Raw genomic sequence first — 13,470 nt, 5'->3', positions numbered from 1 at the left:
ATTCCTCCATTTAATTGTTTTTATATCGTTAAGACATAAATAAACGCGAGTACAATCGCTCGTGCCGCATCATGGCAAGCTCCGCCATCGGCATGTTGGCATAGGCCTCCTCAGGCTCAAGCTCCGCTGCTACCGCTAGCGCCTGTTCCGTTAGGGGGGTCAGCCTCGCAATTAACGACTGCCCCTCTGTCTGTCCCATCGACATCAGGCGCAGCGCGCTGTTGATGCAGGTCACGATGCAAGTGTAAAAATACCCCTGAATCGCCTGTTCTTCCGATACGCCGAGCTGCCAGCAAGCATAACCATGGGCGAGCGGATGGGAGGCGAAGCATTTCCCGCTGCGATGCGCTTCCGTAAGCGGCACCCAGTCCAACTGGGGATGAATCGCAGATGCCAGCTGCAGCAGGCGCTTACCCATCTTCTCCACGCCGCTCCTCGTTTCCGAAGCGGTACGCTGTACGTGCACCAATCGCTCGACAGCCCATAGCCTCTCCCAGTCTTCTGCGGGCGCATCTCGGTAAACGGCCTTGATGACCATCGCATCCGAGCTTGCCCAGCTTTGCAGAAGCATGGCAGACACATAAGCATATAGCTGGCTGGAGCGGTTCATCCTGCCGTCCTGCACCAGCGTCTCCAAACCGAACGAGTGGGAGAAGCCGCCGATCGGCAGAGCAGAATCAAGCAGCTGCTGCATCGCCAGCCATCTCATTTGTTCCTTCATCCTCTGTGACCTCCTGTCTGCTTAGGCAGGATCTGTTGTCAAAACAAGAAATAACGCTGCGCCATCGGCAGCACCTCCGCAGGCTCGCACGTTACATGCTCGCCGTCCACCAGCACATGGTAGGTTTCTGCGTCGACCTCAAGCTTTGGCGTTGCATCGTTATGAATCATGTCTTTTTTCGTAACGGTCCGGCAGCCTTTGACCGGTTCAATTCGCTTCTGAAGCCCAAGCTCCTTCGCAATTCCTCGATCGTAAGCCGCCTGGGACACGAACGTAATGGAGCTGTTGAATACCAGTTTCCCGAAGGAAGCGAACATGGGCCTGCCAAATACCGGCTGCGGCGTAGGAATCGATGCATTCGGGTCACCCATTTGCGCAAAGGCAATACTGCCGCCCTTTAAGACCAAGTCCGGCTTCACGCCAAAGAACATCGGGCTCCAAATGACGAGATCTGCAAACTTGCCAGGCTCCAGCGACCCTACCAAATGCGATACGCCATGGGTTATTGCCGGATTAATTGTGTATTTCGCGATGTAGCGCTTAATGCGGAAATTGTCATTCTCCTCGTTGTCAGGCTGCAGCGGACCACGCTGCTTCTTCATTTTGTCAGCGGTCTGCCAGGTCCGGATAATGACCTCGCCCACCCGGCCCATCGCCTGCGAATCCGAGCTGATCATGCTGAATACGCCCATATCATGCAAAATATCTTCGGCAGCGATCGTCTCCGGCCTGATTCGAGAATCAGCGAAGGCGACATCCTCTGGTATGCTGCTGTCCAAATGATGGCAGACCATCAGCATATCGAGATGCTCCTCTATCGTATTAATCGTGAATGGCCGCGTAGGATTCGTCGATGACGGCAGTACGTTCAGCTCGCCTGCAGCAACAATAATATCAGGCGCGTGGCCGCCGCCCGCCCCTTCCGTGTGATACGTATGAATCGTGCGTCCGCCAATGGCTGCAAGCGTGTCCTCCACAAAGCCCGCTTCATTTAACGTATCGCTGTGGATCGCTACCTGAACATCGTATTGGTCCGCCGCCTGCAAGCACGCGTCGATGGCAGCCGGCGTCGTTCCCCAATCCTCATGAAGCTTCAGCCCGATTGCCCCCGCTTCAATCTGCTCAATAAGCGGAGCAGTGAAAGAAGCGTTGCCCTTGCCCGTATAACCAATGTTCATCGGAAAATGCTCTGCCGCCTCCAGCATCCGCCGCATATGCCATGCGCCTGGCGTAACTGTCGTTGCATTGGTCCCCGTAGCCGGTCCCGTACCGCCGCCGATCATGGTCGTTACGCCGGAAGACAATGCCGTCTCGATCTGCTGGGGACAAATAAAATGAATATGTGAGTCGATCGCCCCTGCAGTTACGATTTTGCCTTCTCCCGCAATAACCTCGGTACTTGCGCCTACAATCATATTCGGATGAACGCCGTCCATGATGTCCGGGTTGCCCGCTTTGCCAATGCCGACAATAAACCCATCCTTAATGCCGATGTCAGCCTTAACAATACCGGAGTGGTCAATGATGACCGCATTCGTAATGAGCGTGTCCAGCACGCCCTCATCCCGAAGGGCACCGCTTGATTGCCCCATTCCGTCGCGTATGACTTTGCCCCCGCCAAACTTGCACTCATCGCCATATACGGTATAATCATGCTCGATCTGAGCCCAAAGCTCCGTATCCGCCAGCCGAACCGCATCGCCGGTGGTTGGGCCGAACATCGCAGCATAACTCCGCCTGTCCATCCTCGTCATTGCGTGCCTCCCTCCCATGCTTTAAGGCGCGCTCTCACCTCTTCCGGCATCGCCCCGGCTATTGCCTTTCCTTGGCTAAGATTGTTCAAGCCATAGGAGAGCTTCGCTCCGCCAAGCTCAACAAGCGTCACCGGCTTCTCCTCGCCCGGCTCAAAACGGACAGCCGTTCCGGCTGCAATATGCAACCGCATGCCATAAGCGGCCTCGCGATCGAATTTCAATGCCCGATTTACTTCAAAAAAATGAAAATGAGAGCCTACCTGCACAGGACGGTCGCCAGTATTAACGACGATAAGCTGCTGCGTCTGGCGTCCGGCGTTTAACTCAATCTCTCCTTCAACTGTTCGATATTCGCCTGGAATCATTCGAAATGGCGCTCCTCTCTTATGTAAGGACCTGTCTGCTAAAGCTAGTCTATGTCTTGCTGCCTTTTGTCAGCTTGTAATCGGATCGTGAATCGTAACCAGCTTCGTCCCATCCGGAAAAGTGGCTTCCACTTGAACCTCGTGAATCATTTGAGGGATGCCAGGCATGACCTGTCCCGCCTTTAAAATTTGGGTCCCGAATTCCATCAGCTGCGCTACGGTCATTCCATCTCGCGCGCCTTCCATAATTTCAGAGGTAATCAGCGCAACGCTTTCCGGATAATTGAGCTTCACACCGCGATTCATTCGCCGCCTAGCTAAATCTGCGGCGATCGTAATCAGCAGCTTTTCTTTTTCACGTTCAGTTAACTGCATGTCTTCACCTCATTGATCTGTCATATCTTCATTATAGACAGCTAATTATCGTAAGTAAATCGGTTCGCGTTATATTTTATGACATCAATTATAAACGCCTCGGCGTCCTTTAGACGTTGATGTAGCTTTTACGTTGAAATATAAGCCTTTATAAGCTAACAACCTGGCTAATTCTTATATTTTAAAACAAAAAATCTAGCATAATCTTTTGAGGATCATGCTAGATTTCACATATTTCTAACACTATTAAATAGGTGGGTTTAATCGACATAATTCGACGTCACTCTAATTATTTTGTCCTATTTTTCCAAATGCTATCCGACTTGAATTCCTAGCTTGCTTTGAATATGTCCGATAAAGCTTTGCAAACCATCCGTTTGGAAGCCATACTGGAACAATTTATCCGTCTCCGTAAAACGCTTCTCCGGCGTATCGGCTCCCATAACAACGGTAACCAGCCTCCGTCCCTCCTGCTTAGCCGTCCCGGTAAAGCAATATCCCGCTTGCGTCGTATAGCCCGTCTTCAAGCCATCATTGCCCGGAAACGCAAATGGCATACCGCTAAGCATCAGATTTGTGGAAGGAAGCCTCTCAGGCCTGTTAGCCAGCTTTACGCTGCTGCGACGGGAAACATCAAGAACTTCCGGATATTTCTTCAGTAGATAGGCGGCTAAAGAAGCCGTATCCTTGGCCGTCATCATTGTATCCCGCTCCGCTGCCGCAGATTCAAACGGCTGCAAATCGGATTTGCTGAGCCCCGTAGCATTGCCAAATATCGTCTGGCCAGTCAAACCGAGCTTCTGCGCCCGCTGATTCATCATAACGACGAAATCCTCCTCACTCCCGCCAACATACTCAGCGAGCGCCACTGCGGCATCATTGGCGGAATGTACGGCCATTGCTTCGAATAGTTCTTTGACGCTAAAGGTCTCACCCTTCATAAATCCAATCTGCGAGCCCGGTACATCAGCGGCGTAAGCGCTTGTCACCACCGGATCTCTCCAGTTAATTTGACCAGAGCTTTCCATATCTAAAATAATCAGCTCTGTCATCAGCTTCGACATGCTTGCAGGCGGCAGCGCTTCGTTCGCATTTTTCTCATAGAGCACGCTGCCCGTTTCCAAATCGATCAGAATAGCCGAGCTTGAATCCAGCTGCAATTCCGTTACCGCAGGCTTGCCTTTTAATGAAATCAGATAAAAGATAACCGCTATGGCTCCTGCCGCAATCAACAAAAACTTCAAGGCCTGCGGTGCTTTTCTCGCATATGTTTTCTCCATCATAAGAAACGGTCCCCTCTCACTTCTCTTCTATACAACCAAGTATAGAAGCAGCAGTTTAAGGAGACCGTAACCAAACCATAAGAAAGTCTTAATTATTACTGAATAATAGGTACAGAAACCCGAAATGACGTTTGATCCATATCGCTCGATACCGAAATCGTGCCGCCATGCTTCTCAATCATGCTTTTTGCAATAGCAAGTCCTAGGCCCGACCCGCCCGACCACTGTGTACGAGATTTGTCCACCCGATAAAACCGGTCAAAGATGTAAGGCAAATCGGTGCTTGGAATGGGCTCACCGAAGTTGATGACCTCTACAATAGCCGCATTTGGCTCGCGCTGTACGGTTACAATCACCTGTTTGCCGTCCTTGCCATAATTCATCGCATTGGCGATAAGGTTCTCAAATACGCGAACCAGCTTCGCTGAATCGGCCTTGACCATAATAGACGTTTCCTTTGTTACCATCTTGCTGTGCATGCCCGCTTCTTCCAGCGGCAGCCGAAACTGTACGAGCAGTTGGCCCAGCATTTCAACAAGATTAAAGCTCGTTACCTTTAAAGCAGCCGTATCGTGGCGCATTCTGGTGTATTCAAAAAGATCGTTAATCAGCACATTCAAGCGCTGTGATTTATCGTAAGCAATCTGAACATAATGCCGCAGCTCCACCTCATCGCGGTAACGGTCCTGTTCGATCAGGCCCAAATAACCAAGCACGGAGGTAAGCGGCGTTCGCAGGTCATGCGATACATTCGTAATCAGCTCGTTTTTGGTTTGCTCTGCCTTCCGCTCCTCTTCGAGTGCAGCATCGAGACGGCCAGCCAGATTATTGACATTCGCAGCCATCGAGCTGAGCGGGTTGCTGCTGCGCATGATGATTTTATGGTTTAATGCCAAGGATCCATTGGCAATTTGGCCAATGGTCGTATTAATTTTTCCAAAGGAATGAAAGATGCTCCACTGAAACACGGTAAAATAAACCATAAACAGCATAATGCCAAATCCGACGGCAGCTTCCTGATGATATCCGGAGAAAACAGAATATACGATGTTTCTCAGCATTCCAACCTGGTTAACGATCCACAAAGCAGCCGTCAGCAGCACGCTCGACGAAGCAATGGCAAGCACGATGCTAAGAAAAAAATAAACAAGCGATCGAACAACAAGCTTTCGCGTCAAATTATCCTTCAATTTTATAGCCAACCCCCCACACGGTCACGATCATTTTATCGCCGAGCTCCTTCTCCAGCTTGTCCCTGAGCTTGCTAATATGGACCATGACCGTATTATTGGAATCAAAATATTTTTCTTTCCATACTTGCTGGAAAATATCTTCTGCGCTGAAGACTCGTCCCGGCTGTCCAGCCAGCAAATGGAGAATACCGAATTCCGTCGAAGTCAGATGCAGCGGTTTGCCATCAACCTCCGCCGTATGGCTGAGCTTATCGATCCGCAGCGGTCCAAGGCGCAGCTCTTTATCCGACCTAGCGGTGCCGCCGCTTTCTGCTTGCGCACTGTATTGATAAGAACGGCGCAGCAAGGAACGAATTCGGGCAATAAGCTCCAGCGGATTGAACGGCTTGATCATGTAATCGTCAGCGCCGGTCATCAGCCCCATAATTTTGTCCATATCCTCCGCCTTGGCGCTAAGCATCAAGATCGGAACGGATTGATCCTTTCTCAGCCGCCTCGTCACTTCTAGCCCGTCCATGTTCGGCATCATAATATCCAATATGACCAAATCAAAAGGATTTTTCTCATAGGCCTGCAGTGCTTCCATACCGTCATAAGCTTTTTCGGTAATGAACCCCTCGTTTTTCAAATATATTTCAATCAGATCTGCGATCTCCCGCTCGTCATCTACAATTAATACCCGTCTTTCCATTAAAAATCGGCCTCCTTGGTCCCTAACCAGCTCTTTTCATTGTGTCCGTTGAGCATACTATACATGAATATCCAAGGGCATGTCCTGCCGTTTCATGTAAAATCATAATGTTTAAGTAATTCTTAATGTTTTTTTAACCATTGCTGGAACAAGTCCCACGGCCTCACGTTATAGCCAACGCTTGTCCGTTGTGCTAAAATCGAGAGTATTATATTTTATTATGCACATAGGGGGCACTTACATGGCGGCCAAAAGAATGCGTTCAGACATGATCAAAAAAGGATTCGACCGCGCACCGCATCGCAGCTTGCTGCGTGCCGCAGGCGTGAAAGAGGAAGATTTCGACAAGCCGTTTATCGCGGTTTGTAACTCTTATATTGATATTATACCTGGTCACGTTCATCTCCAGGAGTTCGGCAAGCTCGTTAAGGAAGCGATTCGCGAAGCAGGCGGCGTGCCGTTTGAATTCAATACCATCGGCGTTGACGATGGGATCGCAATGGGACATATCGGCATGCGCTACTCACTGGCAAGCCGCGAGATTATCGCGGATTCCATTGAGACTGTCGTGAATGCACACTGGTTCGACGGTATGGTTTGTATTCCAAACTGCGACAAAATTACACCGGGCATGATTATGGGCGCACTTCGCGTCAACATCCCAACCATGCTTGTCAGCGGCGGCCCAATGAAGGCCGGCAAAACATCTGACGGCCGTTCCATCTCGCTTTCCAGCGTATTTGAAGGCGTAGGCGCTCACCAAGCCGGCAAAATTAATGACGATCAACTGATGGAGCTTGAACAATTCGGTTGTCCGACATGCGGATCTTGTTCGGGTATGTTTACGGCTAACTCCATGAACTGCTTGGCTGAAGGCATGGGTCTAGCTATGCCTGGTAACGGTACAATCCTTGCCGTATCTCCGGAACGCAAAGAGTTCGTTAAAGACGCAGCGCGTCAGCTTATGAAAATCATCGACCTTGGCATTAAACCGCGCGATATCGTAACCAAAGATACGATCGATAACGCGTTTGCGCTTGATATGGCGATGGGCGGTTCTACCAATACGGTTCTTCATACGCTTGCAATCGCGCATGAAGCTGGCATCGAGTACCCAATTGAGCGTATCAACGAAGTGGCTGAGCGCGTACCGCATCTTGCGAAAATCGCTCCTGCATCTGATTACCATATCGAGGATGTCCACAATGCAGGCGGCGTTAGCGCTGTTCTGAACGAGCTGTTCAAGAAGGAAGGCGCTTTGCACGGCGATTGCATTACGGTTACCGGCAAAACGCTTCGCGAAAATGTGGTAGGCTGCGAAATTCAAGATACCGATATCATTCGCACGATCGACAATCCGCACACCGCGCGCGGCGGTCTGGCTGTATTGTTCGGCAATCTTGCTCCTAACGGCGCCATCATCAAGACTGGTGCAGTAGACAAGTCAGTTGGCGGCTATCACAAAGGCCCAGCGATCTGCTTTGATTCCCAGGACGAAGCGCTTCACGGCATCGCGAACGGCAAGATCAAAGAAGGCCATGTTGTCATCATCCGTTACGAAGGACCACGCGGTGGCCCGGGTATGCCGGAAATGCTCGCTCCAACTTCTCAAATCGTTGGTATGGGTCTTGGCGCCAAGGTTGCACTTGTTACCGACGGACGCTTCTCGGGCGCATCCCGCGGCATCAGCATCGGCCATGCTTCTCCAGAAGCAGCTGAAGGCGGACCAATTGCGTTCGTACAAGATGGCGATATCGTTGAGATTGACATGAACAACCGGACGATGGATCTACTGATCAGCGAGGAAGAGTTCGCAAAACGCCGTTCCGAATGGAAAGGCTTCGAGCTTAAAATCAAACGCGGCTACCTCGCGCGTTATGCACATCTTGTAACTTCCGCCAGCACTGGCGGCGTTATGAAAATGTAATTTGTATGTATGCAACAAAAACGGCTTGCCTTCCTCTGTATGAGGGGGCAAGCCGTTTTTTTTTTGCAGAAATTGAAAGCTTAAAACTGAACTACGCGGGCAGCAAGCTGCCCGCAAGCACGATCTCCCCACGTGGCTGTAACCCCTTAGCATCCGGCTCATGGGTAATCGCAATTTGATCATATTCATCTGGCGCGAACGTATAATACAGCGCACCTGTTCCCTCTTGCGTCAGGAATGTTCCGGCATTCACCGGCTTTCCTTCCTTCAGCAGCCACACCTGAAAAGCCTCATCGTTTGTTAACTTTGGCAGGTTTTCTGCCTGTACGATCAAATGCATCCCTTTATCATCAATGACGATGGTTGCAAGTCCTTGAGCGACAATATCGGGTATGGTCGGAGATAAGGCTACAACATGATTGACTTGTGTCCCCGTAGGAGGCTGATCGATAGCAGCAAGCTGGCTCTGAAGCTCCTGCACTTGCGCTGCCAGCGTATCCGCTTCCCCATTCAAATGATTCACCCTCTGATACAATCCGCCAGAGACGAGAAGCAGAACGGCTGCCGCTGCGGCAATCGTCGGCGTTATCCATCTTTTCCCTTGCGGCTTGTTATCCGTTCGTTTGCCGGATCGGCTGTCGGAATAATCAAACTCGGCTGGCTTACGCTCAAGCGGAGTTTCCTTTGAGCCGTCAGCTGGCAAAGCACTCACTTTTCGAGCATTTTGCTCCGAACGCTTCTCCCGGTCGGCTTCCGCGACTGCTGCAAGAATTCTTGCTTTCATTCCCGAAGGGGGCTGTACCGGCTCAACCGTTAACGGCAGCACATTGATCACGGAGGACAGCTCCTCCAGCATGTGCCTGCACTCTTCGCATTCTGGCAAATGCGCTTCAAATTCCAGCTTGTCCTCTTGGTCCAAGCCGCCCAGCATATAGATTTCAACATCTTCACAAATCCCTTTACGCGAATGACTCATGGCCATACCCCCTCCTTCCTTGTCGTTTCAAATCGCTTTCGGAGCTGTTTTAAAGCAAGCCGCACCCTGCTCTTGACGGTTCCTAGCGGTATGTCCTGATTTAAGCTTACTTCCTGCTGCGTGTATCCCTTAAAATAAATCAGGTCAACGACCTGCTTCTGCTCCTCGTTCAGCTCGCAAAGCGCTTCCTGCATTTGCTCGCCGAGCATTTTATGTTCAACCTCTTGCTCTGTGGACTTGGATGCGGCCACTCTCTCCAGCACACCATCCTCAGAAGCTTCCAAAGGCTTTCTTCCTTGTTTTCTTATCCAATCGACAGATAAATTGCGCGCAATCGTAAACATCCAGCTGCTGATTTTCCCGGCTGCTTCGCCTGTATCCAGGCGCTCTGCCGAATTCCATACCCGAATGAACAATTCCTGCACGACCTCTTCGGCCGCCATGGCGTCCTTCACGATCCGATAGACAAAGGAGTAAATTTGGCGCTCATAGCGGTCATATAGCTGCTCTAAGGCAGCGGAATCGCGGTTTGCAATTTTCCGGATGAGCAGCTCGTCTGTTGCTGGCTCTCCCATTATGAGTTTCCTCCTCGCAAGCATGGTGTCATCATCATAACTTTTTCACGCCAAAAAGGAAAACCTTTTCATCGCAACTACTCAGGTTCCGTTACTCTAATCAAAACAAAACAGCTATTCAAGAACTGGTCTTGAACAGCTGTTAAATCAAACCTCATCATATGGCTGTTGTTTTCGTACCTAGCTGCGCAGCTTCGTCGGCTGCTGCGCTTATTGTTCGTTCTACAGCATCGGTTAATCTTTCTGCTTCCTCTTGCACCTTGCTCAGCTGAACCGTCGCATATTGCCTAATCGTATTGACGGGCATGAGCAGCATACGAGGCGAGATCGTATCTCTTTTTTTCTTTCCCTTAGCATTCTGCTTCGTGTTCGTCAGCACTCGAATTAAAATGCGCAAATAAATACGCGTGGATCTAGCAAACCATCCTTCAGGCAATTGAAAAATTTCAAAGCCCAGCCGATCAGCACCGCGATGAATCATCGTGACGCCGTATACCGCTTTTATATCATTTGCTTCATGATCTGCAGCAAGCTGGTTCGCAAGCAGCGGAAGCGCCTGTTCTACTTCACGAAGCATGCGTATGCCAGTAGCAACTGGGGATTTGGAAGTGGCTGCAATCGAAGACAATTTTTTGTTGTCAAAATGCAGCTCCGCAACGCGGTCGCCTTTTTCCACTCGTCCGCCCTTTGCGAATTCAACATTTTCTCCGTTGTAGGTTGTTACGCGATAATGGAATGCGGCATCCTTGACATCACCTACCGTTTTCAAACGGAACATGGCGTGAAAGGCTTTTTCCCATAGCAGCCAAAGCGTTACCATTGCTTTCTTCCAATAAGGGGAATGCGCGGCACGGGCGGCTTCGGTCAGCTTCATCATCTCCTCAATGCCGACAAACCGGAAACCTCGTTTCGTTCCTTCTTCCAGATATGCTTCGAGTGCAATCAGCATATTTTGCGGCGCATCCTTGTCTGCCCCGAAGGTCATTCCGCAATCATGCAGCAGCATGACTTCACCTGGTCTGAGCTTCTTAAGCATCCGCTTCTTCAAGCGTTCCGAGCCCAATCGAATTCGCCAATCTCCGAACATCGCAGACCATAATACAATTTGCAAATAACCTAGGTTTCCGTAATCAAAAACGTTTATGATTCCCCAGGGAGGCCGATAATAAGTCGACCGTATGCCTGTCGCTTGTTCAATAATAGCAACTGTACGCTCGATTTGACGTTTCACCGTTCGAGGGCGCATCAGCCAATTCGATTTATGAACGTAATTATGAATGCCAAGATTATGGCCTTCATCCTTCATCCTCCGCAGCAATTCTTCCTGACCCTCTGCGTGCGAGCCAACGATAAAAAACGTTGCCTTCGCATTGTAGCGGGCCAGCAGGTCAAGCAGCTTGGGCGTATAGACAGGATCGGGACCATCATCGAAGGTAAGGGAGATCTCCTTCTCCACGCGCCCCTTCTTAAATACCCGAAACCCAAATGTACGGCTGATGAGACCTGGAAGAAACGCATAGAAGGATGCCACGTATAATCCCCATAAGAGTAAATTCTCCATTTTGTTTTCCCCACCGTTATATGATTTAGTCGACGAATGGATAGCGGTACAAAACAACAACAGTAGCTTTAATTGTAGCATAACGCAATAAAAAATAGGCATCTTTTTAAAAACTATAGTACAATCTTTATGGAATTATGATTATGGAAAAAGAAGGGGAAAGACTATGCTGCCGTTTTATAAAAAGTACTGGCGAACTGCTTTTGACATCGCCCTCATCGCATTAACTGTCTATTTAATTATGTTTTCCTTCAGCTATTTGTACCGAATTGCAACGCCTATATTTTTTTCCTTTCTTATTTTCTTGTGCATCGAGCCGCTCGCAAAACGGTTGAACAAGCTTGGAATGAAAAAATCGATCGCATCCGGCATATCTGTTCTTTTGTTCACGCTGCTCATTCTTGCCGCCTTCTCCGGCGCTGCTTACCTGCTAACGAAACAAGGGACAGAGCTTTATAATAATTTCCCAAAATATCAGAAATTACTTGCCTTGCAGATTGCCAATATCACGGAAGAAGTTCAACAGCGCTTCGGAACGACGCCAGCTGATTTGGATCTCGTTCAACGGTCTAAGGATCTCATTGAAGGAGCCTCCTCTACGCTCGTCAAGTTTGGACAAACCGTGCTGCACAATATCGTAGGTTATGTCTCTTCATTCTCAACCTTTATCTTTAACTTTGTCGTCGGGATTATATTAGCTTATTTCTTAAGTATAGAAATTACGACCTGGAAGAAAACGGCGGAGGACAAAACGCCGAATACGTTCAAAGCCGCGTTCTTCTTCCTGCGCAACAACGTGTTCAAGGGCATTGCTCTCTACATTAAGGCGCAGGCCAAAATGATCAGTATCACCTTCGTCGTTATCTTGATCTCTTTGCTGCTGCTTCAGGTAGAGAATGCCTTCGTCATCGCGGTGGCATCCGCCATTTTTGATATTTTGCCGCTGCTTGGCGTAGGCACCATCTTCATTCCTTGGATTATTTATTTGATCATTGTTGGCAAGGTATCGCTCGCCATCTGGCTCTCCGTGTTATTTCTGGTCGTTGTGCTGACGCGTCAAATACTTGAACCCAAAATCACGGGCGATTCGCTTGGCGTATCCGCCTTTACGATGCTCGCCTTCATGATTGTCTCGCTATCGTTGTTCGGCGTGGCCGGCGTCATTCTCTCGCCTATTCTCATGATCCTAATCAAGGCGCTGTACGATCAAGGCTATTTCCATCGCTGGATTCATGCCCCGCTGGGAGAGTTCGACACTCCGTCAGGCGGAGGCTCGTCAGCAAACATTCCTCCTCTGGATGAAGAGATTCGCGAGGATAAGAAGGTATAATAATAAACAAACAATCGGGGCGAGCTAGCAGCAATGTATTCCAGCTGAAGCTTGCCCCGATTGTTTGATGAAATTATCTTAATCATTGGAGGCGCTATACAGCATGAGCGGAATTGCAAATACTCCCAAGCCCCCCTACTATGCGGTTATTTTTGCTTCACAACGTACCGAGGGAGACCGAGGCTATGGTCAAATGGCCGACAAAATGGTCGAGCTGGCGTCCCGTCAGGCGGGCTACCTTGGCATTGAATCTGCCCGCGACGAGCAATTAGGCATTACCGTTTCCTATTGGGCTTCCCTCGAAGCCATAAAAAACTGGAAAGAAAATGCCGCTCATCAAGTTGCGCAAGAGCGCGGCAAATCGGAATGGTACGAGAGCTTTGCCCTAAGAATTAGCAAGGTCGAGCGGGATTATTTTTTCTAAGGCGGTTATTTAGGGGCTATTGAAAATGAAAACGTTAAGGTGGAATCCAGTGTTTTGATCGCTAATGGAGCAAAGCATTGTTTAGGCTCAATGAGATTCTGAAAGAAGGATGCCATATCTATTTCTCTAAAACTGAACCATATCCAGCCCATTTGGAGCATCAAAGCTAGAATAGATCTATTTTCTAGACCTATTTTCTCTGTTTCTCTTAAGCCCCCTAATTGGATTGGAGTCATCAATATGCAATAAGGTACAATATTGATGAGGGGGAATGAAGCGTATGAAAAGCAATATT

The 13,470-nt window shown here is 49.4% G+C and carries 14 protein-coding genes; 3 read left to right on the top strand and 11 right to left on the bottom strand.

The window, feature by feature from the left end:
• Positions 1–28: 28 nt before the first annotated feature.
• The 7 genes from FJQ58_RS22390 to FJQ58_RS22360 all read right to left on the bottom strand — a co-directional run bounded on the left by FJQ58_RS22390 (position 29) and on the right by FJQ58_RS22360 (position 6,382).
• Positions 29–721, bottom strand: a complete 693-nt coding sequence (locus FJQ58_RS22390; RefSeq protein WP_238404269.1) for an urease accessory protein UreF — start codon at positions 719–721, stop codon at positions 29–31.
• Positions 722–759: 38 nt separating this feature from the next.
• Positions 760–2,475, bottom strand: coding sequence for an urease subunit alpha (gene ureC, locus FJQ58_RS22385; protein ID WP_139997048.1), 1,716 nt, complete (start codon positions 2,473–2,475; stop codon positions 760–762).
• Positions 2,472–2,840, bottom strand: a complete 369-nt coding sequence (locus tag FJQ58_RS22380) for an urease subunit beta (protein ID WP_139997047.1) — start codon at positions 2,838–2,840, stop codon at positions 2,472–2,474. The genes ureC and FJQ58_RS22380 overlap by 4 nt, the downstream gene beginning before the upstream one ends.
• Positions 2,841–2,909: 69 nt before the next feature.
• Positions 2,910–3,215 carry an urease subunit gamma gene (locus FJQ58_RS22375; protein ID WP_139997046.1) on the bottom strand — a complete coding sequence of 102 codons (306 nt, stop codon included), beginning with the start codon at positions 3,213–3,215 and terminating at the stop codon, positions 2,910–2,912.
• Positions 3,216–3,529: 314 nt separating this feature from the next.
• Positions 3,530–4,498, bottom strand: coding sequence for a D-alanyl-D-alanine carboxypeptidase family protein (locus FJQ58_RS22370; protein WP_139997045.1), 969 nt, complete (start codon positions 4,496–4,498; stop codon positions 3,530–3,532).
• 95 nt (positions 4,499–4,593) lie between these two features.
• Entirely contained in the window at positions 4,594–5,688 is a 1,095-nt protein-coding gene (locus tag FJQ58_RS22365; RefSeq protein WP_238404268.1) for a sensor histidine kinase, read from the bottom strand.
• Positions 5,678–6,382 (bottom strand): response regulator transcription factor, encoded by a 705-nt coding sequence (locus FJQ58_RS22360; RefSeq protein WP_139997044.1) that lies wholly within the window; start codon positions 6,380–6,382, stop codon positions 5,678–5,680. Before FJQ58_RS22360 ends, FJQ58_RS22365 begins: the two co-directional genes overlap by 11 nt.
• A gap of 241 nt (positions 6,383–6,623) precedes the next feature.
• Between FJQ58_RS22360 and ilvD the strand changes: the two genes are divergently transcribed.
• The gene (gene ilvD, locus FJQ58_RS22355) at positions 6,624–8,309 is read left to right on the top strand and encodes a dihydroxy-acid dehydratase (RefSeq protein ID WP_139997043.1); all 1,686 of its coding nucleotides are present in this window, start codon (positions 6,624–6,626) and stop codon (positions 8,307–8,309) included.
• 91 nt (positions 8,310–8,400) lie between these two features.
• Here the strand turns inward: ilvD and FJQ58_RS22350 are convergent, their stop codons facing one another.
• From FJQ58_RS22350 to FJQ58_RS22340, 3 genes are all read right to left on the bottom strand, one after another.
• On the bottom strand, positions 8,401–9,285 hold the full coding sequence (locus FJQ58_RS22350) for an anti-sigma factor domain-containing protein (protein ID WP_162341913.1): 885 nt from the start codon (positions 9,283–9,285) through the stop codon (positions 8,401–8,403).
• Positions 9,282–9,860, bottom strand: a complete 579-nt coding sequence (locus FJQ58_RS22345) for an RNA polymerase sigma factor (RefSeq protein WP_139997041.1) — start codon at positions 9,858–9,860, stop codon at positions 9,282–9,284. Before FJQ58_RS22345 ends, FJQ58_RS22350 begins: the two co-directional genes overlap by 4 nt.
• 157 nt (positions 9,861–10,017) lie before the next feature.
• Positions 10,018–11,421: a polysaccharide deacetylase family protein gene (locus FJQ58_RS22340; protein ID WP_139997040.1), complete on the bottom strand. Its 1,404-nt coding sequence runs from the start codon at positions 11,419–11,421 to the stop codon at positions 10,018–10,020.
• Positions 11,422–11,587: 166 nt separating this feature from the next.
• On the opposite strand from FJQ58_RS22340, the gene ytvI reads away from it, so the two are divergent.
• Both ytvI and FJQ58_RS22330 read left to right on the top strand, forming a co-directional pair.
• Positions 11,588–12,751, top strand: a complete 1,164-nt coding sequence (gene ytvI / locus FJQ58_RS22335; protein ID WP_139997039.1) for a sporulation integral membrane protein YtvI — start codon at positions 11,588–11,590, stop codon at positions 12,749–12,751.
• A 103-nt stretch (positions 12,752–12,854) separates the two neighbouring features.
• Positions 12,855–13,175, top strand: coding sequence for an antibiotic biosynthesis monooxygenase family protein (locus FJQ58_RS22330; RefSeq protein WP_139997038.1), 321 nt, complete (start codon positions 12,855–12,857; stop codon positions 13,173–13,175).
• 5 nt (positions 13,176–13,180) lie between these two features.
• Here the strand turns inward: FJQ58_RS22330 and FJQ58_RS33030 are convergent.
• Positions 13,181–13,470: hypothetical protein (locus tag FJQ58_RS33030; protein WP_238404263.1), on the bottom strand; the 290-nt coding region annotated here is incomplete at its 5' end.

This window comes from Paenibacillus paridis, assembly GCF_006345825.1.
Classification (GTDB): Bacteria; Bacillota; Bacilli; order Paenibacillales; family Paenibacillaceae; genus Pristimantibacillus; species Pristimantibacillus paridis.
This window is presented reverse-complemented; position numbering and strand designations above follow the sequence as displayed.

What these genes read in the sequence shown, in the direction of transcription:
- FJQ58_RS22370 (WP_139997045.1), bottom strand. Translation starts at nt 4,498, where the DNA reads ATGATGGAGAAAACATATGCGAGAAAAGCACCGCAGGCCTTGAAGTTT.
- FJQ58_RS22330 (WP_139997038.1), top strand. Translation starts at nt 12,855, where the DNA reads ATGAGCGGAATTGCAAATACTCCCAAGCCCCCCTACTATGCGGTTATT.
- FJQ58_RS22350 (WP_162341913.1), bottom strand. Translation starts at nt 9,285, where the DNA reads ATGAGTCATTCGCGTAAAGGGATTTGTGAAGATGTTGAAATCTATATG.
- ytvI (WP_139997039.1), top strand. Translation starts at nt 11,588, where the DNA reads ATGCTGCCGTTTTATAAAAAGTACTGGCGAACTGCTTTTGACATCGCC.
- ureC (WP_139997048.1), bottom strand. Translation starts at nt 2,475, where the DNA reads ATGACGAGGATGGACAGGCGGAGTTATGCTGCGATGTTCGGCCCAACC.
- FJQ58_RS22390 (WP_238404269.1), bottom strand. Translation starts at nt 721, where the DNA reads ATGAAGGAACAAATGAGATGGCTGGCGATGCAGCAGCTGCTTGATTCT.
- FJQ58_RS22375 (WP_139997046.1), bottom strand. Translation starts at nt 3,215, where the DNA reads ATGCAGTTAACTGAACGTGAAAAAGAAAAGCTGCTGATTACGATCGCC.
- FJQ58_RS22340 (WP_139997040.1), bottom strand. Translation starts at nt 11,421, where the DNA reads ATGGAGAATTTACTCTTATGGGGATTATACGTGGCATCCTTCTATGCG.
- ilvD (WP_139997043.1), top strand. Translation starts at nt 6,624, where the DNA reads ATGGCGGCCAAAAGAATGCGTTCAGACATGATCAAAAAAGGATTCGAC.
- FJQ58_RS22345 (WP_139997041.1), bottom strand. Translation starts at nt 9,860, where the DNA reads ATGGGAGAGCCAGCAACAGACGAGCTGCTCATCCGGAAAATTGCAAAC.
- FJQ58_RS22380 (WP_139997047.1), bottom strand. Translation starts at nt 2,840, where the DNA reads ATGATTCCAGGCGAATATCGAACAGTTGAAGGAGAGATTGAGTTAAAC.
- FJQ58_RS22360 (WP_139997044.1), bottom strand. Translation starts at nt 6,382, where the DNA reads ATGGAAAGACGGGTATTAATTGTAGATGACGAGCGGGAGATCGCAGAT.